We start from the raw sequence: 19,044 nt of genomic DNA on the forward strand, positions 1-19,044 counted from the left end.
TAATAACGAATTTTTTTACCTGCTACCTAAACGTTTTCCCTCTTAAAATAAAGAGCTTAATTAAGTGAATTTGTGTTACTCGTCTTGTTGCTCTTGTGTGCTTTCAAATGAAATCACATTGTCAACCTTCATTTTAAATGCTTCAAAAAACGCGTTTTTTAATACCGAGATCACGGCTTCAAAAGTAGATACATCAGCGTTGTCTAGCTGTCCATCTATGGGCACCCGAGCAGCCACCAGCTCTGACTCGTCGTTTTCTAATAGCGCACCGAGTAAATCAATACTGCCTTCAAAAATAACGGTAAATAGGCCGTCATCATCTTTTTCTATATCTTCACGCCACGAAAAAACACTTAAGTCATGAACACCGGCTTTTACATATCCATTTAAGTTATTATTGTTAGCGGCCAACTCCATTGCGCCATCTATGCCGCCGGCTTCAATATCAAATGGGGTATACACTTTAAAAACAGTTTCAAGGTTTTTAACCGCAAAACGCTGCACTTCAACATTAAAATCAAAGTTAGCCTTATCGGTAAAGGGGTCTAATTTACCATTTAAAGACAACTTAGCTTCACCCATTAGTTGCCCCTCTACTTTTAAACTCGTAACTAAGGTTTTAGAGAGGTTTTGTGCATTGGTAATGTTGTTAATATTAGCGTTTATATTTGATATATAGGTAGGCTGCTCTCCTTCGCTGGTGGCATTAACTAGAGTTACTTTACCTTTCTCTATACGAAGCATATCGATTGAAAACGGTACCAGATCATTGGCAAGGCCTATCCACGTTGTTTCGTCTTTAACTTGTTGGTTTTGTTCAGCAGTAGCAGGGTCCTTATCGTAAATAACAATTTCTGGGCGGGTAAAAGCCATGTTGGTGACAAAATTACCGTTCAATAAAGCAGACCACGCGAGCGAAAAATCGAGCGTATCTATAGAGAGTAGCGGCTTAGGAACCTGCGTGGCATCTACCGCGTAAATTTCTACATCGTCAACAGCGTAAGCGCCTCTGTATAAATATAAATCTACATCACCAACATGCCCTGTTATGCCTTGGGTTTGCTCAAGTTGCTGATTTACATAATATTGCACGGCATAAGGGGCTATTGCTCTGAGTAAGATTAGCAGCAAGGCAGTAACCACCAAGGCATAAAACCATTTTGCGCGTGAATTTTTAAAAGTTGAAGCCATTATCTTTCCTTATGTGAAGGCTCATACCAATCGCTATAAAGACTCAATCAATTTGCTGAGCGATAGATGTTGCTACAAGCGTTAACATTTTAATTAGAAAAAATTAAATAACGCGTTTTTGCATCGCCGAGAACATGTGCTCACTCTCAAAGAGATAAGTTGATTAAAGCAATTGGTATAAATAACTCGGTTTAAGTAAAAAATACCTGCAAAAGTGAATTAAATACTCACAAAAAGCTGAAACCGAACGAATAAAGGTATATCACAAAACTGTGAGCAAAAGGCATACCACGAGGCACAATACATAAGTATTAGCTAAATTCACTCAATACATAAACATTTACAAAAGCGACGGCTAAAAACACCTAACCCACTCGAATAAACTTATAAGCTCAACTACAGTAAAAGATAACTTACACAAGAACATAGACTCTATGAGCCCAATATTTTTTATTTTAATTACTCTTTTGCTAACCAGCATTATTTGGTCTGTTATATTTTTAATGGCGTGGTTTACACTAGGTAAAAAGTCGTATGCTTTATTTTGGGCTGGCGCGTTTATACTTTCTGCATGCCAATGGGGGACTATTTTATTGCGGTCTCACTTCGACTCAGACACCCTCTATTGGATGACAGGGGTCAGTTTATCTATGGGGTCTGTAATTTTGGGAACTTGGGGACACGCTATTCGAGCTCGAAGTCCTATTAATTTAAGGTATTTATTAGCATTAGCTGTAATTACCTTGGCCTCAGTTTATTATTATAAAGCCGTAGATGTTCATATAGGCTTATCCATGTCGTTGTATATTTATTACGATATTTTACTGCTACTGATCAATGCCGTCATCATCATAAAACATAAAGCTAAATCGCTACCTGCCGAAATTGGAGCTGCCATTACTTACACTGTGTGTGGAGTGTGTTTATTTATTGCTGCGACGATTGCACTTATGCAAGGCAGCCAAGTAAACCAAGCTTATTTAGATTTATACACACTCATTAATTTTATCACAGTCCCGACTGCGCATGTCGGTATGGCGGTGTTTATTATTTTTATAATGGCTTCAGACTTAGCCCAAGAAATGCAAAAACTGGCCATGACTGATGTACTCACACAGTGTATTAACAGACGTGGCTTTTACGACATTGGCCAACAAAAAATTGAATCTCAACTTGGCTGTAAACAGCATGTATCCCTTATATATTGGGATATAGACTCATTTAAAAATATAAATGATGACTATGGACACGCCGCAGGAGACGAAGTGCTAGTCCAAGCAACTCAGCGTATAAAAATGTGTTTACAAAAAGACGATATTTTTGCTCGACTAGGCGGAGAAGAATTTGTCATTCTCATAGCTAGAGACTCAGAACTAAAAGCAAAGCAGTTTGCTGATAAACTGCGAGAAACTCTTGCGAGTAAGCCTATTGAATACGAAAAGCAATGCATAAATGTTACGGCAAGCTTTGGGGTGATCAGCATTAAGTCTGTTAACACGCCAATTGATAAAGCAATAGATTTAGCAGACAAAGCGTTGTATATAGCAAAACACGAGGGGAAAAATAAAGTAGCGTATGCAATGCCACTTAACTAAAAAGAGTTAGCAATATGCTAACCCTTTTTTAAAACATACCAGCTTATAATGCAGCAGTTATTCACCATCTACAATAATGCGCAGCATACGACGAAGTGGCTCTGCCGCACCCCATAACAGCTGATCGCCCACAGTAAATGCGCTGATGTATTTAGGGCCCATAGCAAGTTTACGAATACGCCCAACAGGAATACTTAATGTTCCCGTAACTTTAACTGGTGTTAAGTCGGTAGCACTAATTTCGCGCTCATTAGGAATCACTTTAACCCACTCGTTATGCGACGCTAAAATTTCTTCAATTTTTTCTACGCTAATATCTTCACGTAATTTAATGGTCATCGCTTGGCTATGACAACGCATTGCACCAATACGTACACATAAACCATCAATGGGCACTGGCTGTTTAGAGGAGCCTAAAATTTTGTTCGCTTCAACTTGAGCTTTCCACTCTTCTTTAGATTGGCCACTTGGCATTGGCACGTCAATCCAAGGAATTAAACTACCGGCTAGCGGCACGCCAAATTGGTCTTGTGGTAAATCGCTTGAAGCCATTTTTTCGCTCACTATTTTATCAATTTCTAAAATAGCTGAACTTGGGTTATCTAGTTGCTCGGCAACGCTTGAATGAATAGCGCCCATTTGTGCAATAAGTTCTTTCATATTACGAGCGCCGGCACCAGAGGCCGCTTGGTAAGTCATTGGGCTTACCCACTCAATTAGGTCTTGCTCAAACAAACCACCTAAAGCAAGTAGCATTAACGATACGGTACAGTTACCACCCACAAAAGTTTTTACGCCTTGCGCTAAACCTTGTTCAATGACATCTTTATTTACAGGGTCAAGTACAATAATGCTGTCATCAACCATACGAAGTGCAGAAGCTGCATCAATCCAGTAACCATCCCAACCCGATTCGCGTAATTTAGGGTAAACCGCTTTGGTATAATCACCACCTTGACAGGTAACAATAATATCCATCTTAGCAAGTTCATTTACATCACTTGCATCTAATAACGGTTTTGCGTCGCCCGCAATATCTGGGCCGAGTTGCCCAGCTTGTGAGGTGGTGAAAAAGGTGGTGTCGATATGAGCAAAATCACTTTGCTGTTGCATACGTTCTAATAACACAGAGCCAACCATGCCACGCCAACCGACTAATCCTACTTTTTTCATTGTTTTTTCCACTGTTTGATTCATAAAAGATGCCTTAATACATTAAAAATTAAAATTCATTGCGTGAGAATTAATTTTTATTAAAACCAATCATATTAAGTTATTAATCATTTATAGCGGTAAATTAATAGCGAGATAACAAGGCATAAATTTTTATATGTAGCTGTTATACAGCAAAAATTTATAACGCCGTTCACGTTTTATTTAGCACACTAGAATAACTAGATATTTAAGTTGATTAGTATAGAGCTAACCTACCACCCCAAGCGCCCTAAAACTAGTGAATAAAGCGAAACTTAAATATTTTTCATAGTCATAAAAAAGCCCTGTATTAAATACAGGGCTAATCGGTAGTTAGGTTTTATTATACCCCCTTCCTTGGGAAGAAAATTAAAACTCGTAGCTGTAACTTAAATCAAACGTTACACCTTGCTCTTTTGAGCGCACTATAATGTCTGATTGTGTTACCTCTTGATCTTCATCGAGTAAGTTTTTAACTTTAAACTTAATCTTAGAATTAAAATCAGGGTAATAAGTATAAACTAAATCCAGTGAGTGAAATGGTTGCTCATACGCATCATCTCTATTAGCAACACCGGCTGCTAAAATTCGCTCACCAAATACGTTATAAACTAATGAACTGCTGTGCATGCCATCTAATGAATCGTAGTTTAATTGTAAATTAACTACATATTCAGAGTGGCCCGTCATACGTTTTTTAGGATTAGTTAATGTACCCGCAAGTGCTGGGTCAATAGACGCTTCAGAATCACTCAATGTGATATTACCGCTAGTAAATAGGCCTTCACTTACAAAGGTTAAGTCTTGTAGCCATTCAGCTTCAATACCATAAACTTTTGCTGTTTCACCATTTATAAACGATGCTGAGTAATCTTCATCACCAATGTTTAAAACTGTTTCTATTGGCGCTGTAATATCTTTATAAAACGCCGCTACGCTAAATGAATTACCAGCTTGTCCGTAATATTCATAACGTAAGTCGTAGTTTTTAATTGGGCTACTTTTTATACCTGTGCGACCAAACGTTCTAATGTCGGTCAATGGGTCGTAATATGTAACTGGCACTACTTCACGAAAATCAGGGCGTACTACTGTTTCGCCGTAACCTAAGCGCACCTGGTAATCATCGCCCCCTATATAGGTAACAGACAGTGCCGGATACCAATCATCGGAAATAACAGAGCCTGCTTGAATTTTGTCTGGATCGTAAAAGGTATTTAAATCTTCTTCATCAAAAATAAGGCTCGATGTACCGATAGAAGATTGTTTAAATTCTTCATAACGAATACCACCGCTTATTCTTATCCATTGATCATAAAACACATCAAACGACGCATAACCTGCATCCACCTTTTGCGCAGCAACGTAATCATCAGCATCTGGGGCTGTTGGCTCATTAAAATCAACTAACACAGCGTTATTATCAATAAAATCGTCAGTTAAAAAGCCACTATTATTAAGCGCATCATTGCTACCATCGTTTATTGAAATACCTGAGCCACCACTATTGTTTATAGCAAAGCTTGAGGTATTAAATATCCGGGCTCTGTCAGAAAAATCGTAACCAACTTTAAACTCAACTTCCATAGACTCAAAGCTAAGCGGCAACGTTAAGTTACCACCGTACGATTTAACACGCTCTTCCATATTGGTGTATGACATAATTACACGGTTATCATCGCCTGTAATAGTCGAGCCGGCATAGCTGCCATCACTATTATAAGTGTCACGAAACTCAAAATCGGCACTGGTAGGTATATCAGTCGTTGCTTTAGCTTCGGTGTACTGCCAATCGGCACCAATACCAAAATAATCTAAAAAGGTATGTTGGCCCATAACTTGAGTAATGTTCAATTGGCGTTCTTCGTAATTAAACTCATGATTACGGTTTGCAATCCCATCACCCGCAATACTAAACGTAGAACTACCCGCGGGGCTTTGCGAAATAGCAATTTCAGACTCATCTTCATTATCAATAATGTAAAGCTGTTGAGCAGAAATACTGTGCGTACCTAAACGGTATGACAAGCTTAATGAACCGTTATAACTTTCGGTTTCCGTTGTCACTTGCGAATTTTTGACTGTGTTGTAACACGAGTTACTCACATCTTCACTGGTCGCTAACGAGGTTGTACAATCTACATTGCCTTCTTCGTTTTCCAAATCTTGGGTGATAACTGAGCTAAAACGTTCTTCAAAATCCCATTCGTTTTTGTAAGCACCTGCCAGTAAAAACCCAACCTTGCCACCAAAATAGCTCTCTTCAAAGCTATCACCATAATGGGCTTTAATATTATAACGCGGGTCTAACGACTCTTCTTTTAACTCATAATCGCGAGGAAGCGACTTTAAAAGTGCGTTATTAACAGCGGTTGCTTGTTCTGCACGTGTTAAATCGCCATCTTCAAAGCCTTCACGACTAACAATATTGCCAATACTAAAATCACCACGGTATGTTGAAATAGCCTGTGATAACTCACTTGGAATGCCACTTTCGTTACGATTGTAGGTAAAGCCATCACTTGATGCCGTATCGTAACCTGCACCTACTTCAATGCCTGCGGTAAATTCACTCGGGGCGGTTTTAGTTCTAATATCTATATTACCGCCACCAAACGCTGCTGGCATGTCTGGAGAGTAAGCTTTTTGAACAGCCATACTTTCAATAATACTGGCAGGGAAAATATCCAGCGGAATAACGTTACGGGTTAAATCTGGGCTTGGTATGTAAGCGCCATTTAAACGCGCACTAGAGTAACGCTCACCAAGGCCCCTAACGTAAATAAACTTACCATCAACAAGTGTTAGGCCTGTTACTCGACGAAGCGCAGATGCTGCATCACTGTCGCCCGTGCGTGATAATTGTTCAGAGCCTAAAATATCGGCAACAAAGGCTTGGTTTTTACGTTCTTCTACAACTGCCGCAGCGCTCCCTTGTAAACGCGTACCTACAGCAACAACTTCTTCTATTTCTTGTTCGTTTGTTAACTGTTCATCGGCTTGTGCAGCAATTAAGCTAGTCGAATGAGCGACTAAACCTAAACTAATTGCCCAGGTAATATGATTGAGTCTATGCTTTTTAGACATGAGATAATCCTAATCAGGTTATACAAAAGAGGCGCCTGACGCTTAAATAACAAGCCACAAGGCGCCTTTAATCAGAGGTTATAATGGGGTGCTATTTAGTCAGCATTTGCTGCTGTAACAGCCGCTTCAACCCATTTATACCAGCTAGAGTCTGTATCCTGATCCGATACCGCACCAATGTAGTTTACGCTTTCAAAAAATGAATCGCTTGTGCTTAAGTCTGTTGCAGTAACCGTTACTTCGCTCGCCGCGGTGTTCGTTGCAAAACCGTTATCTGCAAGTACTGCAACATCATCAGTTAAGATTTGGTTAGCACCATCATTTTCAAACCACGCTGTTTTTGTTTGACCTTCTAATGGGCCGCTTGCAAACGTATCTGTATCAGTAAAGTTTGCAGAACACGCCATTACAGAGCTTGTGAATGAGATTTTATCTGCTTGTGCTTCACCATCGCCCGAGAACTCAATACATTGCGTGTTAGTTGCGTTTTGCTTAACGATAACTGTGTTGTAAATGCTTGAATTAAATTGGTCATCAAACTTGTAAGCTTGTGAAGGGTCGTCATCACGTACCGAGTTACCATCTGTAGTTACAACCGTTACATTGGCCACCGTTGGGTTAGATGGAGACACTTGATCGGTAGAAGAACCTTTAACACCATCAGACTCAAAGCCATTGTTACCCATGTTAACTACAGTGCCGTCATTTAAAGTTACAGTACCGTGTTGAACAAATAAGTACTGAGCTTTACCTTGCCAACCTGCGTCAAAGTCAAACGAATCATCTTGTGTATCTGTTACCGCTACGTGTTTAAGCGTTGTAGCACCGCCAAAAATTTCAATACCGTCATCAAAACCTTGGTGAATGTGTAGGTAATCAAACTCAGAACCAGAGCCAACTGCATTGAGTGTTAGTGAATTCAAATCATCGCCTTCACCACCAACGCGAGGGCCTGAACCTGCGTACCAAATTTTAGCCCATTTAATATTACCGCTAGAGTCTGCATTATCGTTACCACCAAAGTAACTTGTAATACCTTCAGAGGCTACGTTACACGTACCACCGTCACGCTCTGCATCAGTACATTGGTCAGTAATGCCGTTACCATTAATGATGATACCGCCCCAATCTGCGTAGCGTGCGCCTTCGCCTGCTGTATCAAAACGGTCAAACGCGTTTGCAGAAGTAAATACAACCGGCTTTTCTTCAGTGCCTACTGCTTGAATTTTTGCACCACGTGCAATGCGTACAATTGCTTCACCTGAGCCAAATGCTAAAACGGCACCTGGTTCAACAGTCATTGTTGGACCATTTGCTGGTACTTCAAAGCCATCTACAGTGCTGCCGTCTTCGCCAATTTGTAATGCATCTTCAAAAACGTGAACACCGCCATCAGGTAGCTCAGCGAAAGTAATGTTGCTTGTGATAGAAATTGTTTTACTTGCAAACGAGTCGTTGTATAAACAATCAATGCCACTTACTACGCCTGTTACCGTACCTGCATCTGATTCGTAGCTTGCACAAACAGTTTCTTCTTCAGTTGTTGAACCAGTTGTATTGTTTGAATTATTAACACTGTTATCTGTTGTTGAGCTGTTATCGTTTACAGTAGGTGTAATTTCGATATCGCCACCACAGCCAGCTAGTGTCATTGCAGTTGCTACTAGGCTGACCTTAAATAAATCAGATAATTTCATTGTTCACTCCGTTAAAGTATTTAATTATTTTGTTAGTGCATTAAGTAAAAACTTAAGTCACTTTAAGGCACGATACTCATGCATTAAGGTGACCTGAGTTATCGGATGCAAATAAGATACTGTAGGGATATGACAAAGCAGTTACACTTTAGTAACCATAAGATGACAATAGTAATTAATTAAAATTCAAAAACTTAAATATTTTAGCAACGAAAAAAACCGCCCTAAGGCGGTTTTGGTGTTGCGATTATGAAATAGTTTTGCACGCGTTACTTTTTAATGAGTAAAGCGCTTTAAAATTTACAATAAAGCTGTTTTGAGAGTTTCTGCATGCACTTTTTCACGCTTTACATATTTGATCCACTGTTGTGCCAAACGCTGAGATTTTTTATGTTTTTCAGCCTGTTCAAACGCTAAAATTGACGCATCAAAATTTTGCATGTTGTACTGCGCCATACCTAACGCAACGTAAGCATTTGATTCAAAATCAAGACCGCCTTTATCAAGCGCTTTACGCGCAGCATCAGCGGCTTCTTCGTATTGCTCGGTGTTAACGTAAACTTCAGCTAGGCGTTGATCGTACTTACCATGCTCTGATAGGTCAGCCGCTTTTGCAAAGTAGCTAATCGATTTTTCATCTTCTTTAGCTTGAATCATGGCCTCTGCAATAAAGGCATAGTTTTTCGCTGATTTTTCTACAAGGCCTTTTTCTATCGCATCACTCATTGTTTTAGCTGCTTTATATGCCAGGCCGTTATAAAGGTAAGTTTGCGATAACTGCCTCAAGTCAGACTTGGTTTTTAAAAAGCCTTGTTGATACGCCGCTTCTATTACGGCGAGTTGCTCTTTTTCTTTGCCGGTTTCTCCGTACATACCAGCTAGCTGAACCCAATACTCTGGTTTATTGTATAGCTTCACCATACGTTCAAGCACAGCGACTACTTTGTCAGTTTGATTAAGTGAGTAATACATAGCACGTTGTAATACAAGCCAGTTTTCTTTAGGGGTTTTACCTTCGCTGTCACTAAGCGCAATCACTTGATTGATGTACTCAAGCCCCTTTGAGTATTCTTTTAACTGGTAGTAAGTTTGCGCTCTAAGTAGGTAATACCCTTCAGTAATCAGTTTGGTATTTATTTCATCCCACTTATCTAAAAACGCAATTACCTTTTTATACTCACCATTCGCCATTGCAAGCTGCGCTAAGCTAAACGTGGTGCTTAAACGTAATGATTCAGGAATAGCCTCCTCGGCTACCACTTTTTCAAACGAGGCAATCGCTTTTGGCAAATCATTTTCGTTGTAATAAATAAAGCCGTAAAAGTTATGCATCATCGCAATTTCGTACGAGTTCATACTAGACGCTCGCTCTTGAATGCTATCAAGTGCTTCAAGGCCGCCTTTTACATCGCCCTCGTCGGCAAGCTTTTGCGCACGAGCGAGCTGGCTATATACCTTTTCGCGCAGTGCGGGGACACGTTTTGTTTTTTGCTCAGCATGGGCAATGGCTACGTTTAGCCCAGGCATAAGGCTGAGTGTACTTGGCACCACAATACTTGTACTCACTGCAGCAGTACAAAATAACATTATTTTTAAAAATTTAGCTGTAGGTAGTAATTTCATAATCGCCTCGCTATTTCATCCAATTAAGATATGTTAACCATTAATTTGGAAAGATATTTTGTTTTGAACACCGGCTACTTCAACGGCTTCACCATTTACTACACGCGGTTTATATTTAAATTTAAGTGCAGCATCCATCGCAGCTCTATCAAAGAGTGACTCGGGAACCGCTTTTACTACTTGAGGGTCGCGCACTGTGCCTTGCTTAGTTACTGTAAATTCCACAATGACATAGCCTTCAATACCACGCGATAACGCACGACGCGGATACACAGGGGCTACTTTTACAATGGGTAGGTATTCACCATCACTTGTTTCAAGCGCTAATCCACCTGCTAAATCAACATCGCTGCTTACATCGGCACCAAAATCAAAATTATTGCTGGCCGCGTTTGCATCATTATTTTGCATTTGCGGTGACTCCATAGGCGGTGGTGGCTCTTTTGGAGTGGGTGGCTTTTGTGGTTTACGTTCTTTCTTTTGTACGGTTTCTTCTTTTTTCAAACGTACAAAGTCTAAAACGTTTCCTTTTACTGGCTCCGACATGGCACCTTCACCACCGGTGATCAGTGCCTGCATGCCCAAAAACAGCATAAAGGTCACTACACCCGCCACTATTAATGCTACTAAATATCGCAACATGACTAACCCTTAAGACGCATCTTGTGCAGCAATTGACACATCAAATGCACCCGCAGCACGCGACGCATCCATTACTTTTATTAACATATCAGTGGTGGCTTTTTTATCAGCCTGAATGACCACGCTCCCTTGTGGGTTTTCAGCTTTTAAGCGCTCAATATTCGCTTGCACTGCACGTACATCGATTTGACGTTTATTAATCCAAATTTCGCCCTTATCAGAAATAGCCACTAAAATATTAGCGCGTTCTTTTTTAACCGCTGTTGCGGCTTCTGGGCGGTTTACATCAATACCGGCTTCTTTTACAAATGAAGCGGTAACAATAAAGAAAATAAGCATGATAAATACAACGTCTAGCATTGGGGTCATGTTAATTTCTTCTGCGTCATCTTCTTGAAATAGATTTCCTAATGGGGCTCTCATCATTATTCTCCTAGGATGAGCGACTCTATAAGCCGCTTATCAAAATATTACTTAATGGTCTAAAACCATGCTGTCTTGTAGTAGTTCAACTTCGCGCTTGGCTTTGCGCTGTAAAAACGTAGAGGCAAATACACCCGAAAGTGCACCCACCATACCTGCCATGGTTGGAATAGTGGCTTTAGAAACACCTGATGCCATAGAGCGCGCACTGCCCGTACCGGTAATTGCCATTACATCAAATACTTCAATCATGCCGGTTACTGTGCCTAGCAGGCCAAGTAGCGGACACAATGTAACCATTACATTTATCAGCGCTAAGTTGGTGTCTAAACGCATTGAGGCACGAGAGATCATTGCCTGGCGAATTTGTTCAGCATTCCAGCTATTACGCTCAGCACGGTTTTTCCACTGCGCTTTTAGCTTTTGCTTGTAACGACTAAAACCTTTGAAAAAATATATAAATCGCTCGAGTATCAATAACCACATCGCGAAGATTAACACCCCGATGACCAAGAGGACTTGGCCACCAGTGTCGAGAAAATCACGGATAGCATTGATTGAGTCAATCAATAGCACCATGGTTTATGCTCCCTTCTCGCTTCGCTGTGCGATAATACCTGCGCTTTGCTCTTGAATAGTAAGCAAAATGTTTTTAGCGCGGGTATTAAGTAGGGTATATAAAAATACCGTAGGAATTGCGACAACTAAGCCTAGCACCGTTGTTACCAATGCTTGCGAAATACCACCAGCCATTAGTTTAGGGTCGCCTGTACCAAATAATGTGATTGCTTGGAAAGTGTTGATCATACCGGTAACGGTACCGAGTAAACCTAGCAGCGGTGCCACTACTGAAATAATTTTAATAAGCGTTAAATTACGCGTTACTTTTGGCATTTCACGTAAAATTGCCTCGCTTAATTTAAGCTCTAATGTGTCGTGGGCCACATCAGGAAACTGATCTTTTACTTTCATTACGCGGCCAAGTGGGTTGTCATCGCGTGCTACATCATCTTTAAGCTGACGACGTACTTTACCGCCAATAACCAGTAATGAGAAAAAACGCTCAAGTGAGATAAGTAAAGCAATGACACCTACACCCAAAATAACATAACCGACTGTGCCACCTTGATGTACACGCTCTTGCGTATCGGGTGCTTGCACTAATAAGCCTAAAATTGAGCCACCCGTTGGGTCAAGCGCAAACTGTACGACACCGCTTTTAGCATTTTGTAATTCCTGTGCAGTTGCAGTAAAACGTGCTACAGGCTGGCGATTTAACTCGCTTAAGGTATTTGTTACTGGGTTAAATTCTAGGTATTTACCGTTAGAGATTAAGTTAAAAGCACCTACACGCACCACTTCTTGTTGTGCTTTTTCACCACCTTGTACAATTACATCGGTAGTAAAGCGACTAACTTTGCCTTGCTCTGTCATTTCGCGTTGTAGCTCAAACCATACTTTTTCAATATCTTCGATAGAGGCAAGCTTTGAAGTAGAACCCATTTTTTGAGCAAGCTCATCCATAAAAGTACTACGCCCCGCAATTTCAGCTGATACCACAGAAGTTGCAAACTTATTGCTAGAATCCCCTGCAACTTGCTGAAGCACGCCAAATAGCTCTTTTAAAGAACCCATTCGTTTAGACAGTGTATCTGTTAGGTTAGCAAGTTTAATTTCGTTTTCTTCAAACTGTGTTTCTAAGCGCTCAGACTCGCCAAGCATTTGATTACGCTTTGCTTGTATATTGTTAAGCATTTGCACTTGTTCGTTTTGGCGCGCCATAAATTCTTGTTCGCGTTGCCTGTTTTGCGCGCTTTGAGCCGATTTGCCTTCTTCAAGTGTTTTTAATAGTGAGTCTAAATTCATAGGCTCATCTGCCACACTTGCGCCTACAAAGCTTAGGCTTGCAGCAAAAAGGGCCATTTTTGTCATTTGAGTAAACAGTTTCATCTTCAACCTCTTATTCTGCTGCGTGTACTGGCAGAGTTAACATATCTGGGGCAAGCTGCTTACGCGCGATGCGTAAACCTTTATTAATTTGACTAATTGTGGAATCTGGTAAAGTAGAAAACGACTTAGTGTCGTTATCCCAACTACCAGCTTGCTTACCATCACGTGTTAAATAAATAAGCTCTAAGCGGCCAATGCGTAAAAAGTCTACTTCACGCTCTTTACCATCTACCATTAGCAGTGAGGTGTAGGCTTCAATAGTGCGTCCATAATCAACTTCTACTTGGTATGCTTCTAATACGCGGCGGAATTTTTCGCTTGAGTTAATATCTGCACGGTCCATCATGGTGTTTAAAGAGCGAATACGCTCAGTGCGCTCTTCTTGCAAAAATGGCACATCAAGGGCTACAAATTGCTCAAGCCCTTCAATCATGCGCAGCATTAGTGGGGTGATCTGGCGTTCAATAATAGAGACTTGATCCATTGATAGATTAAGTGACTCCATTTCTTCAATTTGATTATTTAACTGTTTAGTTAATTGCGCGTTATAAACAGTTAAGCCATCGATTTCTTTATTGAGGACTTTAAACTGTTGAAGACGTCCTTGCATTGAATCAGCAATCTTGTCTATTTTTGTTTGTGATTGCGCAGCTGATTTATTTATTTCACTGCTTTTATCGATAACCTTTTCTAAATCATTGGCATGCACTGCAGTACTTGCTGCTACAATACCTGCTAAGATCAATGGTTTAACGCCTTTCATCGCATACACCTTTACTCGTTAATTAGCGGATTTGCTAGTTTGTTTTTTTAGCCTAAACTGACTTCTTTTAGGCTAAAGATTTTCAATGAGTGAAATTGTATAGAGGAATAATGACAGGCATGTTGCGCAAAAAAGTCTGTTTTATTACAGCTGTAACAAAACAGACTCACTGCGAGTATTGAGGCGATATATACTGGGTAAAACAGTAAATAGATGTAACGTGTTAGCCCATTAGGCCAATAAACTATTAATCGTGTTTAGGGTTTGCTGATGGTCGGTGTAATTTATTTTAATTGCAATGGCTTTATTATCAGTTATTAATACTAACGAAGGAAAGCCTTGTATTGGCAAACTTGCATTAAATGCTAACTCCGCATGTAATTTCTGATTCAAAGCCTCTGAGTAAAGCTCTTCAAAAAACTGTTGTTTATCTAAGCCGATTTTTTCAGCTAAGGTAATGAGGGTACTTTCATCAGATGGGTTTTGAGCATGCAGATAATAAGCATGTTGAATTGCCTCTATCATTTGTGGCTCTTTATTATGCGCTCTGGCAATAATTGCTGCTCTGCAGGCTGGATAAGTTGAGCGCCTTGGCTGACAAACCTGCCAAAAATCAAAATTAAACTGTGTTCCCAACATCGCACTAATTTTATGCCACGTGCTTTGGAGCATGGCGCGCATATTTTCTGGCATCGGCTCTTGGCTATCTGGCGCAAGCCCCCCTACTCTGTATTCTATTGTCAGCTGCGAAGACAGCGCAGCTTTTAGCTTTAACCACGTTGGTTTATAGCCCCAACACCAACTGCACATAGGGTCATGTACATAAATAAGTTTAGTTTTACTCATAGGGCTCCTGCGTGTGTTTTGATACAACTCGATTTCGGCCTCGCTCTTTGGCAAGGTATAAGTATTCATCTGCCTGTTTAAGTGCTGCGCTAAAATGTTCCACGTTATCCACCTGTGCCACACCTATACTACAGGTAATAAATACCCGCTCATTATCATCTGTTAAGATAGCTTGCTTTGCGACACACTGTTTAAAACTATCGGCTATTTTTGTAGCTGCTGAGGCCGTTTCCTTAGGTAAGATAACCACAAATTCTTCACCGCCATAGCGTGCTTTGACTGCAGAGCTTGGAAATTGTGAGTCGAGTAATTTTGTAAACTCAATCAATACAATGTCACCAAAATCGTGGCCATAGGTGTCATTTAGTCGTTTAAAGAAATCCAAATCAAGTAACAAAATAGAAAACGGCAGGTATTTTTCAGGCGTTTTAGCGGCTAATTTTAAAAAGTGAGCAGAGATAAAACGCCTGTTCGCGCCACCCGTAAGCTGATCAGTATAGGCATCTTGCGTTTGTGCAAGCGTTATATCGGCAATGGCCAAGTGGCTTTTAAACCGAAAGTATTCGCCAATAAACGAAAAAATAAATACAAGCGTAAACGACGCTAAAAAACGAGACTTTTCAACGCTACCATAAGCAACTTGCCCAAAATCAGGTCCGTACAAAATAACGCTGCAACACAATAATAAACCTAAGCCAAGCCTACAGCCATGCTTTACGCCTAATGCTGCAAAGCACACCACTGGGTAAAACATAAGCCAATAAAGCGCTGTATTTTCTTTCCCTCCCGTGTAAGTCAATGCCACACACATGATAAATACAATACACATACTTATTAATGCAACCATTTCAAGTTTGGCCGTTTTTATAAAATAAAAAGCGCCACTAATAAGGGTAATGTTTACCGCTATTAACGAAACAGTGAGTATGGGCGAATACACCTTGTAGTTAAACACCACCAACATGGAGATAACAATAATAGCAATGGCTATCATGGTAAATAACGAAAACGCTTGGCGCTGTTTATCCGAGCTATACACCTTATCGATGTTGATAAGGCTTAACCAACTTTGTCCTGACACTGATTTTTTTGCCATATTTTAAACTCTAAACTTTTGAACCACGTGTGCTAAATTGCAACTTAAGTTTAGTACATTCAGTATAAGTGTTTTTTTAAATTTTTTGTGCGGTAGCGACGGCCAAAGCTTAATACTTAAAAACGCTTTTTAGCACTGATTTTTGCCCACTATAACTAATCAAACTTTGTTTCACTGATCCGATAATGGTTTTGTACTGGTGAATAGTTGCCAAACTTATCAATACAATTTTTTGCATTTACACGGCGCACTGCTAACCACTTGTATGTAATTTTTGAAGCAATGCCTATTTAATTGGCCGAAGCCGATTTCGAGGAATTATTTATTGATAAGGCCAAAGAAACAATACGGTGCGAGTTAAAGTTGGGTGAGTACAGCATGAACGCCTTTTTTAATTATTTGTTATAGCGTGTATTTTTAACAAATATTTAAAGGTGTGTCGCTAATAACAAGTTAGATAAGCTCTATTTGAACTTAAAATAAGAATAAAGAACCAGCTATTTGATGATACATATTGAATATACGACAATATTTGCGGTCAAAACTAAATTTATTGGAACGTTCCTACAAATTTGTTATAAAAAAGCGACTGAATACGTATTCAGTCGCTCTTACATACAAGCGTATTTACCATTTTTTAGCTAAACGAACCACGTTCAAGCCATACCAAGCAATAAATACGTAACACACTAGCGGAACAAAAAAGCTTTTCTGTATATTAACAACATCAGCAATGTACCCTTGTAATAAAGGCACCAATGCCCCGCCGACAATTGCCAAACACAACCAGCCAGACCCCTTACTAGTCAATGATCCTAAGCGCTCTATAGCAACAGAAAAAATAGTTGGGAACATAATTGAGTTAAATAAACCAATTGCAAGAACCGCGTACAGCGCAACATTACCTTGTGTAAATATAGTCACAAGTAATAAGGCAATTACCATACAGGCATTAAAAGCCAACGCTTTTGAAGGCGCTATCTTTTGCAGTAAAGCTGAGCCAATAAAGCGACCAACCATAGCTCCGCCCCAGTAGTAGCTGATTAGTGCGGCAGCAGCGTGTTCTTCAAGCCCTGCTATATGCGCTTCACCAAAAAAGTTAACTAAAAAACTACCAATAGCAACTTCACCACCTACATAGCAAAAAATAGCCAGTACACCCATTGTTAAATGGGGTGCTTGTGTTAATGAACGAGTTTCATTAATTGGGTTATTTTCTTCTTTATGCCCTTCTATGTCAGGCAATTTAATAAAGGCGAACACAATCGCAATAATCAGTAAGGCCGCTGCTAACATTAAATAAGGGACTTTTACAGATTCAGCGCTTGCGGCACTGGCCGCTAGTGTTCCCGCTGTACCAAAAAAGAGTATTCCCCCAACATACGGGCCTACTGTTGTACCTAAAGCATTAAGCGCTTGCGCTAAATTTAGCCTTGATGACGCGGTTTTTTCAGGCCCTAAAGCAGCTACGTACGGGTTAGCAGAAACCTGCAAAACAGTTACACCGGCAGCAAGTACAAATAATGCACCTAAAAACAACCAGTATTCATGCACCACTACTGCAGGGTAAAACAGCATACAGCCAATTGAGGCAACCACTAGGCCGGTTAGTATGCCTTTTTTATAACCTAATTGTTTAACCAATATTCCAGCCGGAATAGAGACAATAAAATAGGCGCCAAAAAAGCAAAACTGTACCAGCATTGCTTCAAAGTAAGTTAGGTCAAAAACGCCTTTAAGACGAGGAATTAGTACGTCGTTTAAAACAGTAATAAAACCCCATAAAAAAAACAGTGTGGTCATTGCAGTCAGCGGTAACAGGTAATTTTTATTTTGTTGCTCTTTGACCGCAAATGATTGATTGGTATTTATTTCACTCACGTCATTTTCACTCCATTAACAAGTTGAAAATGATTTTACACGTTTAAGGCATATTAAAAGCACAAAATAATTGGAACGTTACAATAAACCACATTCATTCATTAAGGTTTTTTTGAGCCTTTGTGTTTCGCCACTATTTTTAAACTTGTACAAAGCCGTATTAATATCTTCTAGAATAGATAACCAATTAGGCGTTTTTTTGCTAATAGCAAAGTAGAGGGGGTTAAACTGAATTGGGTGACTTTCTGGTTCAATAGCACTGAGTAATGCCTGTTTCTCGTTATCGGGTAAAGAGGCATATTTAACCGAGTAAATCAGTACAGCGGGATCGCCTATAATTAAATCCACACGCTCAGCCGCCAGTAATTTTACAAGCTGTAAATCATCAACGGCGTTAATAATAATAAATTCGTTATTATCCATCATGGCATCAAACTCAGGCGTATTTTGATAGCCTCTAACTACCCCAATACGCGAGCCCTTTAATGACTTTAAATTGCCATTAAACCTATCGGGCTCGCCTCTGCGTTTTAAAAAGCCTATATTGCCGCCTTCAAACGAATTAGAAAGGCCAAGTAATTTTCGACGAGTTTGGTGTGGTACGTAATCAGAAGGTGCGGTATCTTCGATAAAGTATTCTGGCATTAATATATCTGCTTTACCTAGTTCAACGGCACGAACAGCTCTTGCCCACGGTACAAATTCAATGTAAACGCTATAGCCAGCACTGTTAAATATAGATACGGTAAATTGATACACCCACCCTTTATTACACAGTTTGTTACCTATGTAAGGCGGCCAATCTTCAGTAACAACGTGAATAGTTTTAGTGCTGTTAGGTGCGCTAAATAAATAACCTGATTTATAGCGCTCACCTGTTACAGTGTAGGATGTATCGTCCTGCATGTAAGTCACAGGGACCTGAGCAAAGCAAAAAGGTGAAAGTAAAAACAAAACTAACAATATGCGCATAGTTACACTTTATTTGGAATATTTCCCTAAAGTGTAGAACTAAGTACGCAAAGTAAAAGAAATTTTATTAAGATAGTTTTGCTC

The 19,044-nt window shown here is 39.9% G+C and carries 15 protein-coding genes; 1 reads left to right on the forward strand and 14 read right to left on the reverse strand.

Going from position 1 to position 19,044, the window contains the following annotated elements:
• Positions 1–75: 75 nt before the first annotated feature.
• A complete protein-coding gene (locus AN393_RS00890) occupies positions 76–1,191 on the reverse strand; it encodes a DUF748 domain-containing protein (protein WP_055017077.1) in 1,116 nt (371 codons plus the stop codon).
• Positions 1,192–1,625: 434 nt separating this feature from the next.
• Here AN393_RS00890 and AN393_RS00895 point away from each other — a divergent pair, with 434 nt between their 5' ends.
• Positions 1,626–2,786: a GGDEF domain-containing protein gene (locus AN393_RS00895; RefSeq protein ID WP_055013610.1), complete on the forward strand. Its 1,161-nt coding sequence runs from the start codon at positions 1,626–1,628 to the stop codon at positions 2,784–2,786.
• Positions 2,787–2,843: 57 nt separating this feature from the next.
• Here the strand turns inward: AN393_RS00895 and asd are convergent, their stop codons facing one another.
• The 13 genes from asd to AN393_RS00960 form a co-directional block, all read right to left on the reverse strand.
• On the reverse strand, positions 2,844–3,983 hold the full coding sequence (asd, locus tag AN393_RS00900) for an aspartate-semialdehyde dehydrogenase (protein ID WP_055017078.1): 1,140 nt from the start codon (positions 3,981–3,983) through the stop codon (positions 2,844–2,846).
• Between the two features lie 366 nt (positions 3,984–4,349).
• Complete coding sequence (locus tag AN393_RS00905; RefSeq protein ID WP_055017079.1) at positions 4,350–7,067, reverse strand: TonB-dependent receptor plug domain-containing protein; 2,718 nt, start codon at positions 7,065–7,067, stop codon at positions 4,350–4,352.
• A gap of 95 nt (positions 7,068–7,162) precedes the next feature.
• Complete coding sequence (locus tag AN393_RS00910) at positions 7,163–8,764, reverse strand: hypothetical protein (protein ID WP_055013613.1); 1,602 nt, start codon at positions 8,762–8,764, stop codon at positions 7,163–7,165.
• A gap of 300 nt (positions 8,765–9,064) precedes the next feature.
• Positions 9,065–10,387, reverse strand: a complete 1,323-nt coding sequence (locus AN393_RS00915) for a lipopolysaccharide assembly protein LapB (protein ID WP_055017080.1) — start codon at positions 10,385–10,387, stop codon at positions 9,065–9,067.
• A 33-nt stretch (positions 10,388–10,420) separates the two neighbouring features.
• Positions 10,421–11,026 carry an energy transducer TonB gene (locus AN393_RS00920; RefSeq protein ID WP_171042071.1) on the reverse strand — a complete coding sequence of 202 codons (606 nt, stop codon included), beginning with the start codon at positions 11,024–11,026 and terminating at the stop codon, positions 10,421–10,423.
• Positions 11,027–11,038: 12 nt separating this feature from the next.
• Positions 11,039–11,452, reverse strand: a complete 414-nt coding sequence (locus AN393_RS00925; protein WP_055013616.1) for a biopolymer transporter ExbD — start codon at positions 11,450–11,452, stop codon at positions 11,039–11,041.
• 51 nt (positions 11,453–11,503) lie between these two features.
• On the reverse strand, positions 11,504–12,031 hold the full coding sequence (locus AN393_RS00930; RefSeq protein ID WP_055017081.1) for a MotA/TolQ/ExbB proton channel family protein: 528 nt from the start codon (positions 12,029–12,031) through the stop codon (positions 11,504–11,506).
• A gap of 3 nt (positions 12,032–12,034) precedes the next feature.
• Complete coding sequence (locus tag AN393_RS00935) at positions 12,035–13,402, reverse strand: MotA/TolQ/ExbB proton channel family protein (RefSeq protein ID WP_055017082.1); 1,368 nt, start codon at positions 13,400–13,402, stop codon at positions 12,035–12,037.
• A 10-nt stretch (positions 13,403–13,412) separates the two neighbouring features.
• Positions 13,413–14,165: a DUF3450 domain-containing protein gene (locus tag AN393_RS00940; protein WP_055017083.1), complete on the reverse strand. Its 753-nt coding sequence runs from the start codon at positions 14,163–14,165 to the stop codon at positions 13,413–13,415.
• Positions 14,166–14,396: 231 nt separating this feature from the next.
• Complete coding sequence (locus AN393_RS00945) at positions 14,397–15,011, reverse strand: DsbA family protein (protein WP_055017084.1); 615 nt, start codon at positions 15,009–15,011, stop codon at positions 14,397–14,399.
• Positions 15,004–16,107 carry a GGDEF domain-containing protein gene (locus tag AN393_RS00950; protein ID WP_055017085.1) on the reverse strand — a complete coding sequence of 368 codons (1,104 nt, stop codon included), beginning with the start codon at positions 16,105–16,107 and terminating at the stop codon, positions 15,004–15,006. Before AN393_RS00950 ends, AN393_RS00945 begins: the two co-directional genes overlap by 8 nt.
• A gap of 627 nt (positions 16,108–16,734) precedes the next feature.
• Complete coding sequence (gene fucP / locus AN393_RS00955; RefSeq protein ID WP_055013622.1) at positions 16,735–17,988, reverse strand: L-fucose:H+ symporter permease; 1,254 nt, start codon at positions 17,986–17,988, stop codon at positions 16,735–16,737.
• A gap of 78 nt (positions 17,989–18,066) precedes the next feature.
• Positions 18,067–18,960, reverse strand: a complete 894-nt coding sequence (locus tag AN393_RS00960; protein ID WP_055017086.1) for an ABC transporter substrate-binding protein — start codon at positions 18,958–18,960, stop codon at positions 18,067–18,069.
• Positions 18,961–19,044: the final 84 nt, after the last annotated feature.

Source organism: Pseudoalteromonas sp. P1-25 (assembly GCF_001401805.1).
In the GTDB taxonomy this organism is placed as follows: Bacteria; Pseudomonadota; Gammaproteobacteria; order Enterobacterales; family Alteromonadaceae; genus Pseudoalteromonas.

What these genes read in the sequence shown, in the direction of transcription:
- AN393_RS00915 (WP_055017080.1), bottom strand. Translation starts at nt 10,387, where the DNA reads ATGAAATTACTACCTACAGCTAAATTTTTAAAAATAATGTTATTTTGT.
- AN393_RS00940 (WP_055017083.1), bottom strand. Translation starts at nt 14,165, where the DNA reads ATGAAAGGCGTTAAACCATTGATCTTAGCAGGTATTGTAGCAGCAAGT.
- AN393_RS00945 (WP_055017084.1), bottom strand. Translation starts at nt 15,011, where the DNA reads ATGAGTAAAACTAAACTTATTTATGTACATGACCCTATGTGCAGTTGG.
- AN393_RS00960 (WP_055017086.1), bottom strand. Translation starts at nt 18,960, where the DNA reads ATGCGCATATTGTTAGTTTTGTTTTTACTTTCACCTTTTTGCTTTGCT.
- AN393_RS00910 (WP_055013613.1), bottom strand. Translation starts at nt 8,764, where the DNA reads ATGAAATTATCTGATTTATTTAAGGTCAGCCTAGTAGCAACTGCAATG.
- AN393_RS00895 (WP_055013610.1), top strand. Translation starts at nt 1,626, where the DNA reads ATGAGCCCAATATTTTTTATTTTAATTACTCTTTTGCTAACCAGCATT.
- AN393_RS00950 (WP_055017085.1), bottom strand. Translation starts at nt 16,107, where the DNA reads ATGGCAAAAAAATCAGTGTCAGGACAAAGTTGGTTAAGCCTTATCAAC.
- asd (WP_055017078.1), bottom strand. Translation starts at nt 3,983, where the DNA reads ATGAATCAAACAGTGGAAAAAACAATGAAAAAAGTAGGATTAGTCGGT.
- AN393_RS00890 (WP_055017077.1), bottom strand. Translation starts at nt 1,191, where the DNA reads ATGGCTTCAACTTTTAAAAATTCACGCGCAAAATGGTTTTATGCCTTG.
- AN393_RS00925 (WP_055013616.1), bottom strand. Translation starts at nt 11,452, where the DNA reads ATGAGAGCCCCATTAGGAAATCTATTTCAAGAAGATGACGCAGAAGAA.
- AN393_RS00930 (WP_055017081.1), bottom strand. Translation starts at nt 12,031, where the DNA reads ATGGTGCTATTGATTGACTCAATCAATGCTATCCGTGATTTTCTCGAC.
- AN393_RS00905 (WP_055017079.1), bottom strand. Translation starts at nt 7,067, where the DNA reads ATGTCTAAAAAGCATAGACTCAATCATATTACCTGGGCAATTAGTTTA.
- AN393_RS00935 (WP_055017082.1), bottom strand. Translation starts at nt 13,402, where the DNA reads ATGAAACTGTTTACTCAAATGACAAAAATGGCCCTTTTTGCTGCAAGC.